The organism is Camelimonas sp. FR25, from assembly GCF_059740505.1.
In genome coordinates, this window is sequence record NZ_JCAWFG010000017.1 from 120022 (window position 1) to 139886 (window position 19865).

Annotated in this window: 12 protein-coding genes and 1 riboswitch; of the genes, 5 read left to right on the plus strand and 7 right to left on the minus strand. The window is 66.8% G+C overall.

Annotated features, from left to right (window positions below; all coding sequences use genetic code 11):
* Positions 1–549: 549 nt before the first annotated feature.
* Positions 550–1827, minus strand: a complete 1278-nt coding sequence (locus AC6A67_RS01545; protein WP_498034833.1) for a deoxyguanosinetriphosphate triphosphohydrolase — start codon at positions 1825–1827, stop codon at positions 550–552.
* Positions 1828–2136: 309 nt separating this feature from the next.
* Here AC6A67_RS01545 and erpA point away from each other — a divergent pair, with 309 nt between their 5' ends.
* From erpA to metA, 4 genes are all read left to right on the plus strand, one after another.
* The gene (gene erpA / locus AC6A67_RS01550; RefSeq protein WP_498034764.1) at positions 2137–2463 is read left to right on the plus strand and encodes an iron-sulfur cluster insertion protein ErpA; all 327 of its coding nucleotides are present in this window, start codon (positions 2137–2139) and stop codon (positions 2461–2463) included.
* Between the two features lie 368 nt (positions 2464–2831).
* Positions 2832–4979: an aq_1923 C-terminal domain gene (locus AC6A67_RS01555; RefSeq protein ID WP_498034765.1), complete on the plus strand. Its 2148-nt coding sequence runs from the start codon at positions 2832–2834 to the stop codon at positions 4977–4979.
* 279 nt (positions 4980–5258) lie between these two features.
* Positions 5259–5870: a CatB-related O-acetyltransferase gene (locus AC6A67_RS01560; RefSeq protein WP_498034834.1), complete on the plus strand. Its 612-nt coding sequence runs from the start codon at positions 5259–5261 to the stop codon at positions 5868–5870.
* Between the two features lie 254 nt (positions 5871–6124).
* A riboswitch (SAM-I-IV-variant riboswitch) is annotated at positions 6125–6232 on the plus strand.
* Between the two features lie 70 nt (positions 6233–6302).
* Positions 6303–7220: a homoserine O-acetyltransferase MetA gene (metA, locus tag AC6A67_RS01565; protein WP_498034766.1), complete on the plus strand. Its 918-nt coding sequence runs from the start codon at positions 6303–6305 to the stop codon at positions 7218–7220.
* 258 nt (positions 7221–7478) lie between these two features.
* On the opposite strand, the gene AC6A67_RS01570 is transcribed toward metA, so the two are convergent.
* From AC6A67_RS01570 to aspS, 3 genes are all read right to left on the minus strand, one after another.
* Complete coding sequence (locus tag AC6A67_RS01570) at positions 7479–8594, minus strand: acyltransferase family protein (protein WP_498034767.1); 1116 nt, start codon at positions 8592–8594, stop codon at positions 7479–7481.
* A gap of 321 nt (positions 8595–8915) precedes the next feature.
* Entirely contained in the window at positions 8916–9890 is a 975-nt protein-coding gene (locus tag AC6A67_RS01575) for a glycosyltransferase family 2 protein (RefSeq protein ID WP_498034768.1), read from the minus strand.
* A 215-nt stretch (positions 9891–10105) separates the two neighbouring features.
* Positions 10106–11899 carry an aspartate--tRNA ligase gene (gene aspS / locus AC6A67_RS01580; protein ID WP_498034769.1) on the minus strand — a complete coding sequence of 598 codons (1794 nt, stop codon included), beginning with the start codon at positions 11897–11899 and terminating at the stop codon, positions 10106–10108.
* A 253-nt stretch (positions 11900–12152) separates the two neighbouring features.
* Between aspS and rnd the strand changes: the two genes are divergently transcribed.
* Positions 12153–13310 (plus strand): ribonuclease D, encoded by a 1158-nt coding sequence (rnd, locus tag AC6A67_RS01585; protein WP_498034770.1) that lies wholly within the window; start codon positions 12153–12155, stop codon positions 13308–13310.
* Positions 13311–14287: 977 nt separating this feature from the next.
* Here rnd and AC6A67_RS01590 read toward each other — a convergent pair.
* The 3 genes from AC6A67_RS01590 to AC6A67_RS01600 form a co-directional block, all read right to left on the minus strand.
* Positions 14288–15751 (minus strand): Ppx/GppA family phosphatase, encoded by a 1464-nt coding sequence (locus tag AC6A67_RS01590; protein ID WP_498034771.1) that lies wholly within the window; start codon positions 15749–15751, stop codon positions 14288–14290.
* 37 nt (positions 15752–15788) lie between these two features.
* Positions 15789–18476, minus strand: coding sequence for an RNA degradosome polyphosphate kinase (locus AC6A67_RS01595; protein ID WP_498034772.1), 2688 nt, complete (start codon positions 18474–18476; stop codon positions 15789–15791).
* Between the two features lie 117 nt (positions 18477–18593).
* Positions 18594–19505 (minus strand): P-loop NTPase family protein, encoded by a 912-nt coding sequence (locus tag AC6A67_RS01600; RefSeq protein WP_498034773.1) that lies wholly within the window; start codon positions 19503–19505, stop codon positions 18594–18596.
* Between the last annotated feature and the right edge of the window lie 360 nt (positions 19506–19865).

The following is a 19865-nucleotide window of genomic DNA, read 5'->3' on the forward strand; positions in this document are numbered from 1 at the left end:
GCCGACCTGCCGCCGCCGACCTGCCGCCTCGGCTTCTCCGCCGTCATCCCCGTGCTTGTCACGGGGATCCACGTCTCGCGGCCCATAAGCCCGCACGTGGGGCCCCGGCTAGCCACCCAGAAGGCTACCGGCGGGAGTACACGGTCATGGTCCACCTGCGTCGCATCAAGACGTGGATGCCCGTGACGAGCACGGGCATGACGGCAGTGGGTCGGGTAAGCGCGCGATGCCTTAAAGACGCGGGGGCATGCCTGGCGCCCCTTGCCGGGCTTGCGCTAAACGCCGCCCCTCATGCCCGCGTTTTTCCGCCACCGCCCTGCCGCCTCGGCTTCTCCGCCGTCATCCCCGTGCTCGTCACGGGGATCCACGTCTTGCGGCCCATAAGCCCGCGCGCTGGGCGCCGGCTGGCCACCCACAAGGTTTCTGGCGGCAGTACACGGTCATGGTCCACCAGCGTCGCATCAAGACGTGGATGCCCGTGACGAGCACGGGCATGACGGCAGTGAGGTCGAGCCTAGCGTCACGCCCGATGGACGCCGCGTCGTCAGCCTATGCCTGGGCGCCGTCGAGCGTTGTGGCGTCCTGCGGGGTCGTCAGGTCTGGCGTCACGTCGAACAACGCGCGGTGGCGGGCCAAAGCGTAGCTGTCGGTCATGCCGGCGATGTAATCGGCGATGCGGCGGCGCAGGCGCACATCCATGCGCGCATCGCCAGAAGCGCCTGGCCCGCCATTGAGGTCGCGACGCCATTCCGCTGGCAGCAGTTCAGGGCGTTCGACAAAGCGCGCATAGAGATCGCGGACAATGGAATCAGCGCCGGCGCGCAGCCGCATCATGCGGCGGTGGCGGTACATGTTGGGGAACAGGAACTGCTTCATGTCGCGATCGGCGCTGACGAAGCGCTCCGAGAAGGCGATCACCGGGGCGTCGGCGCGGCGGATGTCGTCGGCGCATTGCGGACCGAGCGCGGCTAGTCGCCTGCTGCTCTCACTGATGGCGTCCTCAACGAAGCGCGTGATCACCCGACGCACCACCTCATGGATGGTCCGCGCCAGATCAAGATCCGGCCATTGCGCCTCAACCTCCGCCAGCACGCCAGCCAGAAACGGCGCCTGGCGCACCTCGGCGGCGCTGAACAATCCAGCCCGCCAGCCATCGTCGAGGTCATGGGCGTTATAGGCGATGTCGTCGGCGATGGCGGCGCATTGCGCCTCGGCGCTGGCCTGGGTCGACAGCCACAGATCGTGACCGGCGTCATATTCCAGGATGGCGGCGGGCACGCCATGGGCCGCGTAGCGCGGCGTCGGCTGGCCATCGGCGCTCCGCAGCGGGCCATTGTGCTTGACCAGGCCCTCCAGCGTCTCCCAGGTCAGATTGAGCCCGTCCCAGGCTGCGTAGCGGCGCTCCAGCCGGGTGACGACTCGCAGCGCCTGGGCGTTATGATCGAATCCGCCGATCTCGCGGGTGCACGCATCCAGCGCGTCCTCGCCAGCATGGCCGAAGGGCGTGTGGCCAAGATCATGCGCCAGCGCCACCGCCTCGGCCAGATCTTCATCCAGGCCCAGACAGCGGGCGATGGCCCTGGCGATCTGGCTGACCTCGATGGTGTGGGTCAGCCGGGTGCGATAGTGATCGCCCTCATGCTGGACGAACACCTGGGTCTTGTGTTTCAGCCGCCGAAACGCGGTGGCGTGAATGATCCGGTCACGGTCACGCTGGAACGGGCTGCGCGTCGGCGAGGCGTCATCGGCGAACAGCCGCCCGCGGCTCTCGCCCGGACGGCACGCCCACGGCGCTGTCCAGCGTTCGCCATGCAGTCGCGCCTGCATCATCATGCGCCCTCCGGTGGTTGAAGCCCGCGCCCGCCAGACATACCTTTGAGGTAAGGTCGGCCAGGGCGCCGCGCCAGCCAGGACGGCCAGCGCATCGACGGCAAGGTTATATGCAAGCTATCTGGCCCAGCCAGAAGGCGGACCCTGCGGCGGATTCGGCGGCATGCTATCAGGCGTTGAGCCAGTTGCGCCATCGACGCCGCCGGACGCTGGACCCAGGGTTACGGGCGTCAGGCGACGCGCTTTGGCCCCGAACAGGCGGCTCATCGGCTATTGGGCCTGAATGACAGTGGTGAGACACGCGCGATGCAGAATGTGACAGTCACAGAACGGGCGGTGAACCGCATTCGCAAGGTGCTGGCAGGCGAGCCGCAAGGCGCGATGCTGCGCATCAGCGTCAATGGAGGCGGCTGTTCCGGCTTCCAATATGTCTTTGACATCGACCGCGATCAGGCGGCGGATGACGTCATCATCGGCGAGCCCGGGGCTGGCGTGCTGGTTGATCCGGTGTCGCTGGAATATATGCAGGGCTCGGTGATCGATTTCGTCGATGATCTGATGGGCCAGGCCTTCAAGATCGAAAACCCCAACGCCACCGCCTCCTGCGGCTGCGGCACCTCCTTCGCCATCTAAGCGCCGGACGCGATCCGCGGCGCTGCGCGCGAGGCGACGGATGCCCGCGCCGGACAAGGCTGACGCCTGACCACTGGCACAGGCCCACTGGTGCAGGCGCAGCGCTCAAGGCTGCGCTTACAGGCTGGGTCATCCACCCACAATCATGTGTGCTGGGCGCCTGGCTGCGGCCCGCGCCACAATCCGCGCTGGATTGCCGTGCACTTCAACCGCATAGAGCGTGCACTGTGCGGTCCGTTACAGACGCCGCTCCGTATAGACCAGTACAGACCGGATGAAGCGCCATCAGGCCGCTTGCGCCGCGCGATCGCTCTGGCTTCGGCCATGGCCTTGCGCCGCCTTGCGTGCAGCATAAGGATCAGTGTTCCATGACGTCACGACCGACTGGCTCCCACGCGCCTCTGTCGACCCCGCGCAAGGGCCGTCGCATCGCCGTGGCGGGCGCGACCGCCTTCGCTGTGGCTGGCCTCGCCCTCGCCGGCGGCGCCCAGTGGACCGCCCATGAGGTGCGCAGCGCATTGGCCGGCGCCGGCCTCGATGTCGCCGCCGTCAGCGTCGACCCGCTGTCAGGCGCCGTCACCCTCGACGGCCTGTCCGCCAGCCAGAACGGCGTGCAGATTCGCGTCGGCTCGATCGAATCGACGGGCGACTTCGCCCTCGCCTCGCCGGCGTCCGCCGCCAGCGCCGTGACGCTGACTGACATCGCCATCAGCGGCGACAGCATCACCCTGCGCATTCCGCGCCTTGAGGTCAGCGGCGATGATCTGGACGAAGCCCGGCTGCGCGCTATTTTCGACAAGACCGCCAAAACCCCACTGGCCCAACGCCTGGCTGGGCTGAAGATCAGCAAGGCCACCTTGCCCGAACTGATCATCGAGCAGAAGGCTGGCGACGTCAGCTCCACCTCCACCTGGTCGCAGGTGACGATCACCGATCTGCATGATGGCGTCGCCGGGGCGGTGACGGCGGCTTCGGCGAGCTTCGCCACCAAGGCCGACAAGGTCGACAGCAAGGGCTCCATCGGCGCCTCGACCATGGAGCGCGTCAACCTCGCCCACATCGCCCGCATCTACACCGAGGGCGCCGCCAGCGAGGCCGATCGCGCTGTGCTGCCGGCCTATGGCGCATTCAGCGTCAATGATGTGCGGGTGAGCTCTGAGGACGCCAACGTCGCCATCAAGAGCGTCACCGGCAAGGAATTCCGCATGCGGCTGCTGCGCGCGCCGCTGATCGACATCATGGCCGAGATCGAGAAGGTCAAGGATCCGGAAGAGCTGGAGCCCAAGGCCCGCGCCGCCTATCTGCGCAATCTGGCCGATGTGGTCGACGCCTTCTCCTTCTCCGAGGCCGCCATCACCGGCGTGACCTTCGACGCGCCAGCCGCCGACGACGACGCCGAAGAGGCCGACGCTGACCAGGCGGGTGCAGGCGAATCGGGGGCAAGCAAGGCGGATGGAGGCAAAACCCAGTCCACCAAGGTCAAGCCTGCGGCTGAGCGGGTGCGGGGCGAGCTCGCCAGCATCGGCCTGTCTGGCGATCCGGCCAAGGGTGGCCTGACCCTGGGCGGCTTCAAAATGGTTCCGGCCCAGGGCGATGTGGTGTCGTTCGCCTCGGCCAGCCTCAGCGGCTTCGGCGTCAACAGCCTCGCCAAATTCTTCCGCGAGCAGGCGGCGGCGCTGGAGGCCGGCAAGGAGGCCGACGACCTCTCCGCTTTGGCCCTCGACGGCGACTTCAGCCTCAATGACCTCACCGTTGACGTCGCCCAGGATGACAACCCGGCCGAGCGGGTGAAATTCACCCTGCGCAATTACACCGGCAGCTATCGCAATCCGGTCGACGGCGTGCCGAGCAGCATCAACACCGCCATCAACAATCTGGTGATTGATCTGCCAAAGCTCCCCGACGCCCCAGCCGCATCGGAGGATGGCGAGGAAGACGAGTCCTCCATGAGCGATAGCGTCCGCAAGTTGCGGGCCATGGGCTATGAGCGGCTTGACCTGTCGGCGAAGCTGGACGGCGGCTGGAACGCCGCCGCCAAGGAATTGCGCATCGGGGAAATCTCGTTCAGCGCCGTTGATCTTGGCGGCCTCAGGATCTCCGGCCTGCTCGGCAATGTCAGCAAGGATGTGTTCACCACGGACACCGACCGCTCGCAGGAAGCCCTGATGGATGCGCGGCTGAAGACCCTGACCCTGGGCGTCACCGACAGCGGCTTCGCCGGCCGCTTCGCGGCGCAGCAGGCGAAGGAGCAGGGCGGCGACGCGGCGACCATCCGTGCTGGCTGGGCGGCGCTGGCCCAGATGCTGCTGCCGTCGGTGCTGGGAACTAGCGAGGGCGCCAAAACCCTGAACACGGCGCTGGGCAATTTCATCCGCGCCAATAATGGCGGCGTCGACATCACCCTGACCTCGAAGAAGCCCGATGGCGACGCCATCAGCGACATCACTTTGTCAGCGATGTCTGGCGAGCCGGACAAGCTGTTCCAGCAGTTTGACGTCAAGGCGGTGAACCGCTGAGCGCCCAGGCGTGGTCAGGCTGGGGTGGCGATATCGGCTTTTGCTGATGTAAAGCGCCCGCCCACAGCCTGTCGCTAAGGCTTTTTGACTTTTGCCTGTCGGGCGTCGCACATTGCGGCGCCCGGTTTGCTTTGGCGTCGCCTTTAAGCGCCGGCCCTGCGCGCAACGCCAGCTGGCGGCCAGTCCGGTCACTGCGGAGCGCCAGCAAGATCATTTGATGGGGCGGCGACCGGATGCATGACCGGTCGGGCTCGGGGACCAGGCAGGGGGCGGGTGCGCATGGGGCTGATCGGACGTCTGGTGAACCCGCACAATGAAACGCGCGTCCACCTGGCGAAACTGGCGAAAAAGCGCGGCTTCGAGATCGGCGCCTATAGTTATGGCCGCCCCAAGGTGCGCTTCGCCGAATCCGGCGCGCCGCTCAGCATCGGCCGTTACTGCTCCATCGCCGACAAGGTGGAGATCCTGCTCGGCGGCAATCACCGCATGGACTGGATCTCGACCTTCCCGTTCCCGGCGTTTCCGGCGGTGTGGCCGTCCGCCAACGCCGATTATCACGCCACCTCCGGCGGCGTGCACATCGGCCATGATGTGTGGCTCGGCTCGGGCTGCATCATTTTGTCGGGGGTGAGCATCGGCCATGGCGCGGTGGTGGCGGCCCATGCGGTGGTCACCAAAAACGTGCCGCCCTACGCCATCGTCGGCGGCAACCCCGCCCGCGTCATCCGGTTCCGCTTCAGCGAAGACGAAATCGCCGCCCTGCTGCAGACCGCCTGGTGGGACCTGCCGAAGGAGCGGGTCGAAGCGCTGCTGCCATTGCTGCAGGACGTCAGCGTCAGCAATTTCTGCGCGGCGGTGAAGCAGATTCGCAAGGAAGGCCGCGCCGCCTGAGGCGCGCCTTCGGGCGGCTCGCGGCTCGCGGCTCGCGGCTGACAATCGCGTAGCGTCAACTGCTGGTCGTGCGGGCGAGCGTCTATGCGCGGGACCGGCGCCCCCGCCCGATCACGAACTCAACGCCGCCAGCAGCAAATATTTTTCCCTGCGGCGCAGATCAACGACAAAAGCCGTCGCCGCGCGGCGACGCCAATCAGGCGCCCTCTTCGCAACAGCCCACTTGTCTCGACGCCGGAAGCATAATAAACACGATGCAACATCAGGAGTTGGGATCTGTCCCAACGCCAACCTGCCTCATCCGGGCAAGGTGGCGCTCCCTAACGGGAGGATGTGGCCAGCCGGCAATTATACGGATAAAGCCACCGCGCACCTGTCCTGACGAGGCGAAGATCCTCACGCCACTTGCTGGCCATGACACTGGTTGCGCCCATGCCGATCAAATTGCCTGACGACCTGCCCGCTTTCAGCACGCTTGAGGCTGAGGGCGTGATGGTGATGCGCGAGACTGACGCCGTGCGTCAGGATATCCGCCCCTTGCGGATCGGCCTGCTCAATCTGATGCCCAACAAGATCCGCACCGAGACGCAGATCGCCCGGCTGATCGGCGCGACGCCGCTGCAGGTGGAGATGACGCTGGTGCGCATCTCCGGCCACGTGCCGCGCAACACCTCAGCGGAGCACATGATCGCCTTCTACCGGACCTGGGAAGAGATCCGGCATGAGAAGTTCGACGGTTTCATCATCACCGGCGCGCCGGTGGAGCGGCTGCCGTTCAACGAGGTGAATTATTGGGACGAGCTGCGCCAGATCTTCGACTGGACGCAGAGCCATGTGCACAGCACCTTCAACATTTGTTGGGGCGCCCAGGCGGCGGTGCATCACTTCCACGGCATGCCCAAATACGACCTCGACCAGAAGGCGTTCGGCGTCTACCGCCACACCAATCTGTGCAAGGGCTCGCCCTATCTGCGCGGCTTCTCGGATGATTTCTCCATCCCGGTGTCACGCTGGACCGAGGTGCGTCGCGCCGACATCCCGGCGGATTCAGGCATCAAGGTGCTGGCCGAGAACGCCGACGCCGGCCTGTGCCTGTTGCACGACCCGGCCCACCGGTCGCTGCACATGTTCAACCACATCGAATATGATTCCACCTCGCTGGCGGAGGAGTATTTCCGCGACGTCGAAAACGGCACGCCGATCCAGATTCCGCACGAATATTTCCCGGACAACAATCCGGAGCGGACGCCGCGCAATCGCTGGCGCAGCCACGCCCATCTGCTGTTCGGCAACTGGATCAACCAGATGTACCAGACAACCGCGTTCAACCTCGACGATATTGGTCGCTGAGCCACGCCTGGCCCACCGGCTGGGCTGACGCATGCACACGGTGCGCATCAACAATCGGGTGCTGATCAAGCCCGTGCGGCGATTGGGCCGCGGATGCGTCAGCAGCTTCGCGGCCATGGTAGGACACATCAAAGGCCGCCGTCCCCCAGGGGCGGCGGCCTCGCGATTCCTGCCGGTAAGGCGCATGTCGCCATCGGCGCCGCCAGTGGGCCGCCCTGCCCGGGACAGCGCACCTGAACACCGCGCTGGCGCGTCGGCTCAGCGCATCAGCCGCCGTTTGAGATCAAGCGCCGGCTTCTCCACCAGCTTCCACGAGGCGAGGCTGACGAGGCCCGTAAGCAGCAGCGACGGCGCCATCAGCGCCCACGCCCCGAGCAATGGAAACAGCGCGTGCAGCGTCTGCTGCACCGGCCAGCCATAGAGATAGACGCCGTAAGAGATGTCCTCCTTCGGCTCGCGTATGCGTCGGCTCACCGGCACCAGCGACAGCCACATCAGCACATAGGCCGTGGTGACGAACAAAAGCGCGTTATAGGCGAACGTGCCATGGGCCAGCACGGTGGCGGCGATCAGCGCCGCGCAGGCCAAGAGCGACAGCCGGATCGCCCCGCCAAAGCGGTAGAGCAGCGCCCCCGCCGCAAACAGCATCGGCAGGCGCAACATAGTCTGCAGCCCCTTGTCGGCGTCTGGCTGCATGACATCGAGGGCGAGCACCGCCAGGGTCAGGCCGCAGAACAGGCCGAGCGCCAGCCGACGGCTGCGCAGCAGGCCAACGACGCCGATGACGAACACCGCCGCGTAGCAGATCACCTCATATTTCAGCGTCCACACCGTGCCCATGGGGAAGCGGTATGGATTGTCGGCGAACACCCCGGGCAGCACCGTGTTTGACTTGTAAGTGGTCAGCGTCTGCCAGACGAAGGACCACGTGCCGGGTTCGCGCAGATAGGCCAGAGGCCCCAGCGTGCTCAAGGCCGCGCCGAGCACCACGCCAACCATCAGGGTGGCGACGATCAGCCCGGGCGCGATGCGCAGGGTGCGGGCATAGAGGTAATCGAGCCAGCCGCGCCGGTCGAAACTCATGGTCACCAGATAGCCCGAGATGACGAAGAAGCCATTCACCGCATGCGAGCCCAGCGTGTAGCCGGTGGAGACGGTCAGCGGCTCGTCATTGAGATTGCCTGACACCACGGAGAAGCCATGCGAAATGACCACCAGCACCGCCATCACCAGCCGCAGGATGGTGAAATTATTGGGCCGCCCCAACGCCGCCTCGGTGACGGTGGGCGCGTCGAACAGCCCGCCGCTCCATGGCCTGGCGACGGCGGCGGGGCCAGCGGCGACGCCGGCGCTCACAGGTGACTGTGCGTTCATACAACCTTCCCGGCGACATTGCCGGCTCGCGCCAGCACCCGACGCGCCTCCGGCGTCGCGTTCTGGTCAAGCCCAGACGGCGCTTGCGTAGTGCAGGTCACAGATGCTTCAGCATCGTCGCGGCCTGCTGATCCTTCACGCGCGCCTGTCGAACATTTAGCCGGTTTGGACCAGATAGCGCGTCAAAGCACAAGCATGCAGCCGACGCCGCGTCACAGACGTGAAGCTGTAGACCGCCGGGGCCAGAGGTTGGGCCGCGCCCCCGCCGAGGCCTGGATGCACGGGCGCCGCTCGACAGAACCCACGGCAGCGCATCGCGCCTTACTCCGACAGCGGCGTGGTTACATCCAGCCCCTGGCGCGCCAACGCGCTGCCGCCGCGCAAATACGCCCACGCCCCGGCGGTGCTGCCGGCATAGCGTTCGATGACGCTGCGGCGGAAGCTGAACAGGGCCAGCAGCGTCTTGGCGCCATTGATCAGCAGCGTCGCTGGCGCCGGCGATTTGAGGCCCCATTTGGCGGCGACATAAGCGTTCGACCACGCCATATGCCAGCGGGTGCGAAAGATCAGGCCGCGCGCCTTGCCCGGCGCAGCGCCCGCTGATTTGCCGCGCCCGTGCCGGGCCACCGCCCCATCCACATGCACCAGCGCAAGGCCCGCGTCCGCGACGCGGCGGCACAGATCATTGTCCTCGTAGAACAGGAAGATATTGGGATCGTAGCCGCCCAATTGCAGAAACAGCTCGCGGCGCATCAGCAGGCAGGCGCCGGACAGAAATGGCGTGCAGCAATCACCTTCCGGCAGCCGTGATGCGTCGCGCTCATTGTGCAGATAAGGCGACAGCAGCGACCGGCGCTGGAAAAACACCCGTCCATCGGGCTCGACGATGCGCGGCGCCAGCATGCCGGCGTCTGGCCAGCGCTGCGCCGCCGCCAGCAATCGCCCGACGGCGCCAGGATCGGGCGCGCAATCAGGGTTGATGATCAGCACGAAGGGCGTGGCGGCGGCGGCGACACCGCTATTGTTGCCACGGCCATAGCCCTCGTTGCGGGCGTTGCGCAGCACGCGCGCCCCATGCGCCCTCGCGACGGCGACGGTGTCATCGCTGCTGGCGTTGTCGACCACCAGCATGGCGACGCCCTCGCCGGCCAGCGCCGTAAGGCAATCCGGCAACGCGGTGGCGCTGTTCCAGGCGACGATGATGGCGGTGACGTCAGACGCCGTCGCCGCCACCGGGCCGTCTGGCTGTGCGGCGCTGCATTCCGCTCCGTCAAGTGCTGTGCTGTTCGCCTGCATCGGCCCGTCACCGCCTCCAGCTCAAGCCCCGCCCCCATGCGCCACCATGGCGCGGACCCAGGGTCATGGCCCATTCCCAGGCTCCCCGCGCCCGCAAGCGCCTGCGCGAGCGCCAAAGCCCTTGTAATTGGTGGCGCGGACCTCAGCCCAAACGCAACAGGCGCCCGCCGTCTCCGGGGGCGCCTGCCATCATTCAGCTGTCGCCAGCCCCCGGCTCACTCTTCCGGGAGGTTGAGGCGGATGTGCAACTCGCGCAGTTGCTTCGGACCGACCTGGGCGGGCGCGCCCATCAGCAGGTCTTCGGCGCGCTGGTTCATCGGGAACAGCGAGATCTCGCGCAGATTGTTGACGCCGCACAGCAGCATGACGATGCGATCGACGCCAGCGGCCATGCCGCCGTGGGGCGGCGCGCCATACTGGAAGGCGCGATACATGCCGCCGAAGCGCTCGATCACCGTCTGCTCGTCATAGTCGGCCAGCTCGAACGCCTTGACCATCGCCTCAGGGCGGTGGTTGCGGATGCCGCCCGAGGCGATCTCATAGCCATTGCAGGCGATGTCGTACTGGAACGCCTTGATGGTCAGCGGGTCCTGATTGTTCAGGGCCTCAAGGCCACCTTGCGGCATCGAGAACGGATTGTGCGAGAAGTCGACCTTCTTCTCGTCCTCGTTCCACTCATAGAACGGGAAGTCGACGATCCACGCCAGCTCGAACCGGTCGTGATCGACCAGCTTGAGGTCCTCGCCGACCTTGGTGCGGGCCATGCCGGCGAATTTATAGAATTTCTGCGGGTCGCCAGCGACGAAGAAGGCGGCGTCGCCTTCCTTCAGGCCCAGCGCCTGACGGATGGCCTCGACGCGCTCCGGGCCGATATTGTTGGCGATCGGGCCACGGCCAACCACGCCGGTCGCGCCCTCGCCTTCGGCCGCGCCCCACATAATGTAGCCAAGGCCCGGCTGGCCTTCGCCCTGGGCCCAGGAGTTCATGCGGTCACAGAACGACCGGCTGCCGCCGCCTGGCCCAGGGATTGCCCAGACCTCATTGCCGGCGCTTTCCAGCATGCGGGCGAACACCTTGAAGTTCGACCCACGGAAGTGCTCGGAGACGTCCTGCATCACCAAGGGATTACGCAGGTCAGGCTTGTCAGAACCGTACTTGCGCAGCGCTTCCGCATAAGGAATGCGCGGCCAGTTCTGCGTCACCGGCTTGCCGTCGGCGAATTCTTCGAACACGCCGGTGATCACCGGCTCCACGGCGGCGAAGATGTCTTCCTGCTCGACGAAGCTCATCTCGAGGTCGAGCTGGTAGAACTCGCCAGGCAGACGGTCGGCGCGCGGGTCTTCGTCGCGGAAGCACGGCGCGATCTGGAAGTAGCGGTCGAAGCCGCTCATCATCAGCAGCTGCTTGTACTGCTGCGGCGCCTGCGGCAGCGCGTAGAACGTGCCGGGGTGGATGCGGCTCGGCACCAAAAAGTCGCGCGCGCCCTCTGGCGAGGAGGCGGTGAGGATCGGCGTCTGGAACTCGAAGAAGCCGCCATCCTGCATGCGGCGGCGCATGCTGGAGATGATGCGGCCGCGCTTCATGATGTTGTTGTGCAGCTTCTCACGACGCAGATCGAGGAAGCGGTATTTCAGGCGGATCTCTTCCGGATAGTCCTGATCGCCAAACACCGGCAGCGGCAGCTCGGCGGACGCGCCCAGCACCTCGGTCTCGGTGACATAGATCTCGATCTCACCCGTCGGCAGATCCGGATTGACCGTGCCTTCCGGGCGGGCGCGCACCTTGCCGTCGACGCGGATCACCCATTCCGAACGGGCCTGTTCGAGCTGGCTGAACGCTGGCGAATCCGGGTCCACCACGCATTGCACCATGCCATAGTGATCGCGCAGATCGATGAACAGCACGCCGCCGTGGTCGCGGATGCGGTGACACCATCCGGAAAGGCGCACCTGGCTGTCGATTTCCGACGCGCTCAGGGCGCCGCACGTATGGGAGCGGTAACGATGCATATCTGGACGCCAGATCCTTGAAACAAGACAACGCCGGGCGTGGCCGGCTGGTCGAAAGCCGACAGAACCCACACGGGGCGAAGCTTGTCAAGGAGCGCCCGCCGGGCCCAGGGGGGCCAGGGGCGCGCCCTTAGGGTGGCGCCAGCGGCGAGCAGACGGCGGCCCAGAGCCCTGCGGAGAAATTATGGCAGCCCTGCGCCAAAATCGTTAAACAGGCGGGACAAGTGAGACGCCCTGGTTTATAGGCAGGCACATGCATCCAGTGACTACCACCGCCGACCTCGAAGCGGCCTGCCAGCGTCTCGCCGCTCATGATTATGTGACGGTCGACACCGAATTCCTCCGGGAAACCACCTATTATTCGCGCCTGTGCCTGATCCAGCTGGCCTCGCCCGACGAGGCGGTGCTGGTCGACCCGCTCGCCCCTGGGCTCGACCTCGCGCCGTTTTTTGCGCTGATGGCCGACCCGTCCGTGGTCAAGGTGTTTCACTCCGCCCGTCAGGACGTCGAGATCATCTGGTTAATGGGCCATGTCATTCCGGCGCCGCTGTTCGACACCCAGGTGGCGGCCATGGTCTGTGGCTATGGCGACTCGGTGTCCTATGAGCAGCTGGTCAGTGATCTGGCCAAGGCGCGAATCGACAAATCCTCACGCTTCACCGACTGGTCGCGCCGCCCGCTCAGCGAGCAGCAGCTGACCTATGCGCTTGGCGACGTCACCCATCTGCGCAAGGTTTATGAGGCGCTGCGCGATCAGCTCGCCGCCTCTGGCCGCGAATCCTGGCTGGCCGACGAGATGGCGATCCTCACCTCGCCCGCCACCTATGAGACCGATCCGGAGCAGGCGTGGGTGAAGCTGGGCGGACGGCTGCGCAAGACCCGCGATGCGCTGGTGTTGCGCGACCTCGCCGCCTGGCGTGAGCGCGAGGCCCGCTCGCGCGACGTGCCGCGCTCACGCATCCTCAAGGACGACGCGCTGATCGACATCGCCGTCAACGCCCCGCGCACGGTTGAGGCGCTGGGCCAGCTGCGCTCGACCCCCAACGGTTTTGAGCGCTCGCGCGCCGGCGGCGAAATCCTCAATGTGGTGCGCGGCGCGCTTGAGAAAGATCCCAAAACCATCGCTCTGCCGACCAGGGAGCGGGGTCGCGCCAGTAATGGCGCCATCATGGATCTGCTCAAGGTGCTGCTGAAGGCGGTGTCGGAGAATGAGCGCGTCGCGCCCAAGCTGATCGCCACCACCGACGACCTTGAGGCCATCGCCAGCGACGATAACGCCGACACCCCGGCCATGCGGGGCTGGCGCCGCGAGATTTTCGGCGACCGCGCCCTCGCGCTCAAGCACGGCCGCGTCGGCGTGGTGGTCAAGGCTGGCCGGGTCAATTTCGTCGAGCTGCCTGCCGACAGCTGAGGGGGATCCCCGCCTGCGGGACGCGGCCGCGCGCCGCCCCCCGCTCGCCGCCTCGCCCGACCACCCCAGCCCGTCGCCCATCATCTGTGGCCGCCACCCGCTTTCCACCACCCGGCCGTCATGCCGGTGCCCGTCACGGGCATCCATGTCTTGCCGCGTGTGCCAGTTGCTCAACCGAACTCAGCCGGTGCCCCGGTCGCATAGTCTCCGCCACACGCAACGCAAGCGATGACGCGGCAGCGCCCTCGCCACTCCGACCAAACGCGTGGATGCCCGTGACAAGCACGGGCATGACGGAGGTCGGGACACCGGCGCGATGGCCCGGCGAGCAACGCCATGGCCGCCATTCGTCACGCGCCTCACAACTGCTTCAGCCTGCCCCGTTGTTCCAGCCTGCCCCGCGCCCCACCAAGGCCGTCATGCCCGTGCTTGACACGGGCATCCACGTCTTGCCGCCTTTGCCAATTGCTCAACCGGTCTCAGCCGGCGCCCCCGTCGCAGAGCCTCCGCCAAACGCACCGCAACCGATGGCGAGGATGCGCCCTTGCCCTTCTGATCAAACGCGTGGATGCCCGTGACAAGCACGGGCATGACGGAAGTTGGGACACCGGCGCGATGACCCAGCGAGCCAAGCCATGGCCGCCATCCGTCACGCGCCACACAACCGGTCCAGCGTAACCCCGTTGCTCCAGCCTGCCCCGCGCCCCTCCAAGGCCGTCATGCCCGTGCTCGGCACGGGCATCCACGTCTTGCCGCCTTTGCCAGTTGCTCAACCGGTCTCAGCCGGCGCCCCCGTCGCAGAGCCTCCGCCACACGCACCGCAAGCGATGGCCAGGGTGGGCCCTCGCCACCCCGACCAAACGCGTGGATGCCCGTGACAAGCACGGGCATGACGGAGGTGAATTGGATAGGGCCGCAATCGCTGGTGGGGCGCTGCTGGGCAAGTTCCGAGCCAGGGTCGGCGACTGCGGCCTGCGTCAGTCGGCCACCTGCACCGGCATGCCCACGGTGCGACCCAATTGCCTGAGCCGGTTGGCGATGCGGTCGGAGCGGAGGTTCTCGAGATCCTTCGGGATCTCCAGGGTCAAGATGCCCTTCTTCACCCGCACCGGGCAGCGGGGCAGCACGCCAGCCATGGCGGCGGAGAGGATATAGGCGACGCGCATGGCGGCGCCGAGGATGCGGGCGCGCTCCACCAGGTGCAACGGCATCAGCTCACGCATGCGCGCCGCCCTTGCGTCAATCGACAGACCTTCGTGGCGGATATAGTTGGACAGCGCCACAAACGCCCGTTCCGGATGGGTGATTCCGGTGTAGGTCGCCTGGGACAGCAAGGTCAGCGCCTGTTCGCCGCGATAATCGGGATGGGCGCGCCAGCAGATGTCGGAGACGAGGCAGGCGGCGGCGCGGATACGCGCCTCGGCGGTGCTCTCATTCAGGTGCAGCGAGGCGAACAGCCCGCCGACCCAGTCCACCAGCTCCTCGCATTGCCGCGGTGAGCGCGAGCGCAGCCAGTTCATCTCCGACGCCATGGTCAGCAGCGGGTCGGCGGCCTGCATCTCGGGCGCCAGCCCCTCAAACAGCAGGCCCTCGCGCACCCCGGAGGGCGAGATCATGATCGAGGCCGGATGGCCGCGGCGGACAATCTGCTCCAGCAGCAAGGCGCCATAGGCCAGCAGAGGACGCCGGGCCGAGGAGATGGCGCCGATGGCCTCGAGGGCGCTGATGTCGAGGCGCTGCACCATGCGGGCGAAGTCGATGGCCTCGCGCGGCGAAATTTCATAAGCGTGCATGACATGCAGCGGATAGCCGGTCTGCTCCATGTGCAACCGGCCGAGGGCCCGCCAGGTGCCGCCCACCGCATAGAAGGTCCGGCCCTTCAGCGCGCCGATCTGTGGCGCATTGGCCAGCGCGGCGCGGGCCAGCGCCGAGGCCTTCTTCAGCGAGGCGCCCGACGCATCCTGCAGGGCGAAGCCGCCCAGCCGCAGACTCAGGCCCGGGCGAAGCGCCCCATGCACCACCTCAACCAGCTCCAGCGAGCCGCCGCCCATGTCGCCGACAACGCCATCGGGCTTCCAGAATCCCGACGCCACGCCCAGCGCCGACAGCTCAGCTTCGCGTGAGCCAGCCAGCAGCGACACCGGCTGCCCGAGGATGGCCTCGGCCTGGTCGACGAAGGCCGCGCCATTGGAGGCGTCGCGCACCGCCGCCGTGGCCAGCACATGGATGTCGGCGATCTCCATGACGTCGCACAGGCCGCGAAACCGCCGCAGGGCGGCCAGCGCGCTGGCGACGGCGGACTCATCCATCTTGCCGGTGCTGGCGACGCCGCGACCGAGGCCACACAGGGCCTTTTCATTGAACAGCATGGCCGGGGAGCGCGTGCGCCCCTCATACGCCACCAACCGGACCGAGTTCGAGCCGATGTCGATGATGGCCACCGGCCTGATGGCTGGTAGCCGCCCGCCCCCGAGCCGCTCAGCGCCGTGCGGCGCGCTTGCGAAGGGTTTTGGGGCTGGACTCCTTGAGGGATTTTCCACGTCCGGACAAACTCGGATTGGTCATGAAGTAACGATGAGCGTTGAACGGCTCCTCGCCCTGCATGCGTTGAATGCGCGTGGCGGACCCATCGGGAAGGATGCGCCAGCTCTGTTCATTGTCCAGCAAATTGGCCAGCATGATCTGGTCCAGCACCTGCTGGTGCACCGTCGGCGTGGTGATCGGGCACAGCGCCTCGACGCGCCGGTCCAGATTGCGCTGCATCAGGTCGGCGGACGAAATATAGACGTGGGCATTGGCGTTCGGAAGCCCCTCGCCATTGCCAAAGGCGTAGATACGGCTGTGCTCAAGGAAGCGGCCGACGATCGACTTGACGCGAATATTCTCCGAAAGCCCAGGGATACCCGGCCTCAGCGCGCAGATACCGCGGATGACGCAGTCGATCTCCACCCCTGCCTGGCTGGCCTCATAAAGTGCATCGATAATCTGTGGATCGACCAGCGAGTTGCACTTCAGCCAGATCGCCGCCGGCCGTCCGGCGCGGGCGTGGGCGATTTCCTCTGCGATATGGCCGAGGATGCGCGGCTTGGCCGTCACCGGCGACACCGCCATCAACTCCAGATCATCTGGCTCGGCGTAGCCGGTGATAAAATTGAAGATGCAGGCCACGTCATGGGCGATCACCGGATCGGCGGTGAAATACGACAGATCGGTGTAAACCCGGGCGGTGATCGGGTGATAATTGCCGGTGCCGACGTGGCAATAGGTGACCAGCTGGCCGCCCTCGCGCCGCACCACCGACGACAGCTTGGCGTGGGTCTTCAGCTCGATGAAGCCGAACACCACTTGGGCGCCGGCTCGCTCAAGGTCGCGGGCCCAGCGGATATTGGCCTCCTCGTCGAAGCGCGCCTTGAGCTCGACCAGCGCCGTCACCGATTTGCCCGCTTCCGCCGCTTCGGCCAGCGCCTTGACGATCGGCGAGTCGGATGAGGTGCGATACAGGGTCTGCTTGATCGCCACCACATTGGGGTCGCGCGCCGCCTGTTGCAGGAACTGCACCACCACGTCGAAGCTCTCATAGGGGTGGTGGATCACCAGATCCTTCTCGCGGATCGCCGCGAAGCAGTCGCCGCCATGCTCGCGCACCCGCTCGGGGAAGCGGGCGTTGAACGGCTTGAACTTGAGGTCTGGCCGGTCGATCGACACCAGCTGCGACAGATCATTGAGCGCCGGCATGCCGTCGACCAGGAAGGTCTCGTCGGCGGAGACATCGAGCTCCTTCATGACGAAATTGCGCAGGTTCTCCGGCATGTTGCTGTCGAACTCGACGCGGATCACCGTGCCGCGCCGGCGGCGCTTCAGCGCCGTCTCGAACAGCCGCACCAGATCTTCGGCCTCTTCCTCGATCTCCAGGTCACTGTCGCGAATGACGCGGAAACCGCCGCGCCCGGTCACCGTGTAACCGGGGAACAGCCGGTCGGTGAATTTACCGATGGCCTGTTCGAGGGTGATGAAGCGCACCGCGCCGGTGTCGGCGAAGTCTGGCAGGCGGATGAAGCGCTCGATCTTGCTGGGCATGCGGATCAGCGCCGTGAGCTTGCGGTTGTCGCTCTGGCGAAACAGCGACAAGGCGATGCTGAAGCCGACATTAGGGATGAACGGGAACGGGTGCGCCGGGTCGACCGCCAGCGGCGTCAGCACCGGGAAGATGTTGTTGAGGAAATATTCCTCAAGCCACATGGTCTCGGCGCGGGTCAGATCCTTGTCTTCGGCAATGACGATGCCGTTTTCCAGCAGCTGGTCCTGCAGTTCGGTCCAGCGCCGTTGCTGGTCATCCGCCAGCTGCGACACGGCGTGGCCGATGGCGGCCAGCTGCTCGGCTGGCGTCAGGCCATCCTGCGACAGGGTCATCACCCCGGTGCGCACCTGGCCACGCAGGCCGGCGACGCGCACCATGAAGAACTCGTCGAGATTGTTGGCGGAGATCGACAGGAAGCGCAGCTGCTCCAGCAGCGGATGGGCGCTGTTGGAGGCCTCCTCAAACACCCGGCGATTAAATTGCAGCCAGGAGATTTCGCGATTGATGAAGCGCTGCGGCGTCTCGCGCAGCGCCGCGCCGTCTTCCGGCGTGGCGACATCGGCGGCGGCGGCGGAAATGTCGCCGCTCTTGCGGGCGACGCCGAGCTTCAGCGGATCGGGAGCGGCGGCACGCTTGTCGTCGCCATGGAACAGCGCCGCATAGGCGCTGGCGAGGCGGGCGCCGATGGCGCCGGGATCCGATTCTGCGCTGTCGGTGAGCGGAGCTGTGTCCGCCTGCGCTTTGGCCTCGGCGCCAGTGGGCGCCGCAGTCTTGCCGGTGGCCGCCGACGTCTTGCCGACAGCCGACGGCGCGTCAGCGGCGCGCTTGCGGCTGGCGGCGGCGGCGCGGGGCGCAGCACGTGGCGCCGCGCGGGGCGCGGCGGCATCGGCTGCGGCAGGCTTGGCGCGGGCACGACGGGTCACGGGCTTGACCGGAGCATCCGGCGCCGCGGGCGCATCTGGCGCCACAGCGCCATCCTGCGTCGGCGTATCAGGCGAGGCTGTCGCCGCAGCGGCATTGTCCTGGCTGTCGCCCGTGGCGATGTCCGTGTCAGTGACGTTTGCCGGCATTGGTTGTGTGCTCACCATCGACCCTTCCATGCGGCCGGTTGCCCCGGCGATTGTTGTCAGGCGCATTGTGACGCGAGGTGGCGGCCACTTCACGTCAAATTCGTGGCGCCGGGGCCTGCGACGTCGCCCGCCGTTTCAGCCCGCGCCGGGAGGGCCGTCCGGCCCTGCGGTCGCATCGCCCTCGCCCATCTCATCCAGCCCAGCCTCGTCATCTCCGGGTTCGTCATCGCGGGGCTCGTCATCACATCCGGCCTGATCTCCGGCCTGGCCCGCGTCGCGCAACACGTCAGCCACCAGCGCCCGCGACACCCTCCGGCCGAGGCTGAGCGAGCGTGCGTCGATCCGCGCCACCAACTCGCGGGCGCCCAGCACCGAACGATCGAGCCGCCGCGCCAGATAATCCAGCACGCTGACGTCGACGCTGAGCTGCCGGTCGTGGAACAGCTTGACGAGGATCGCCCGGAACAGCGCATCGTCTGGCTGCGCGATCTGCGCCACCGGCGACAGCCGCAGGCGTGACAGCAAATCTGGCGTGACGATGCCCCAGCTCTGCGGCGCCGTGCGTGACACCAGCAGCGCCGCGCCGCCTTCGGCGCGCACCCGGTTGAGCAGATGGAACAGGCCGTGTTCGTTCACCGGACCCGCATCGCATGAATCGATGACGATTGGACGACAGGCGTCATATTCAGCCAGATCAAGCCGGTCTGCGCCGGGGTCTACGGCGTCGCCTCCCATTGCAGCTGATGAGCCAGTGCGCGCCGGGTCAGTCGCCGCATCGGCCTCCCCGAATGTGCAGGCGTCGCGTGGGCGCGTCAGCGAGGCGTCCGGCAGCCACAGCGCTCCGGTGCGTCGGGCGAAGATCGAGGCGAGATGGGTTTTGCCAACGCCGGCGGGGCCAGAGAGCCGCAACACCGGCTCCGGCCAATTGGGCCAGCGCTCCAGCATGTCCCAGGCCTGCTGGTTGGCGTCGCCCACCATAAAATCTTCCGCCTCGAACCGGTCGGGGGCGGGCCAGGACAGGGTCAGTTGTTCGCCAGCTTCAGCCATGCCGCAGGTCCACGCTGAAAGTCCTCGCCGCAAACGCCGGGCGACGTGCGCCGGCGCTGCGCCGGACCACGCCCAACGCGATGCGCTCAACATAAGGCGGGCGATGCACGATCCGTCCTCTTCTGCCCCTGGGCGTTAGCTGATGTGGCCATATGCGCCTCACGTCCTGGCGTCGGCGCGTTCGGCCCGTGCAGGCAGTGGGCCTGCGTCGCCCGACCATGGCCAAACTGGCGCGGCGGCGCCAGCGCCACGACCGGCCCGGCGGCATATTCACGCCAGGACCTCCAACTGATCGCCGCAGTCCACAGCAGCCCACAGGCGCGCGGCGCCCACCCTGCCCCAGCGCCCAGGCTCACCAGG

Excerpts from the sequence above, each read along its gene's own strand:
- AC6A67_RS01570 (WP_498034767.1), bottom strand. The coding sequence starts at position 8,594 with ATGAACGCACAGTCACCTGTGAGCGCCGGCGTCGCCGCTGGCCCCGCC.
- AC6A67_RS01545 (WP_498034833.1), bottom strand. The coding sequence starts at position 1,827 with ATGCAGGCGCGACTGCATGGCGAACGCTGGACAGCGCCGTGGGCGTGC.
- erpA (WP_498034764.1), top strand. The coding sequence starts at position 2,137 with ATGCAGAATGTGACAGTCACAGAACGGGCGGTGAACCGCATTCGCAAG.
- AC6A67_RS01560 (WP_498034834.1), top strand. The coding sequence starts at position 5,259 with ATGGGGCTGATCGGACGTCTGGTGAACCCGCACAATGAAACGCGCGTC.
- AC6A67_RS01600 (WP_498034773.1), bottom strand. The coding sequence starts at position 19,505 with ATGGCTGAAGCTGGCGAACAACTGACCCTGTCCTGGCCCGCCCCCGAC.
- metA (WP_498034766.1), top strand. The coding sequence starts at position 6,303 with ATGCCGATCAAATTGCCTGACGACCTGCCCGCTTTCAGCACGCTTGAG.
- rnd (WP_498034770.1), top strand. The coding sequence starts at position 12,153 with ATGCATCCAGTGACTACCACCGCCGACCTCGAAGCGGCCTGCCAGCGT.
- AC6A67_RS01555 (WP_498034765.1), top strand. The coding sequence starts at position 2,832 with ATGACGTCACGACCGACTGGCTCCCACGCGCCTCTGTCGACCCCGCGC.
- aspS (WP_498034769.1), bottom strand. The coding sequence starts at position 11,899 with ATGCATCGTTACCGCTCCCATACGTGCGGCGCCCTGAGCGCGTCGGAA.
- AC6A67_RS01595 (WP_498034772.1), bottom strand. The coding sequence starts at position 18,476 with ATGGTGAGCACACAACCAATGCCGGCAAACGTCACTGACACGGACATC.
- AC6A67_RS01575 (WP_498034768.1), bottom strand. The coding sequence starts at position 9,890 with ATGCAGGCGAACAGCACAGCACTTGACGGAGCGGAATGCAGCGCCGCA.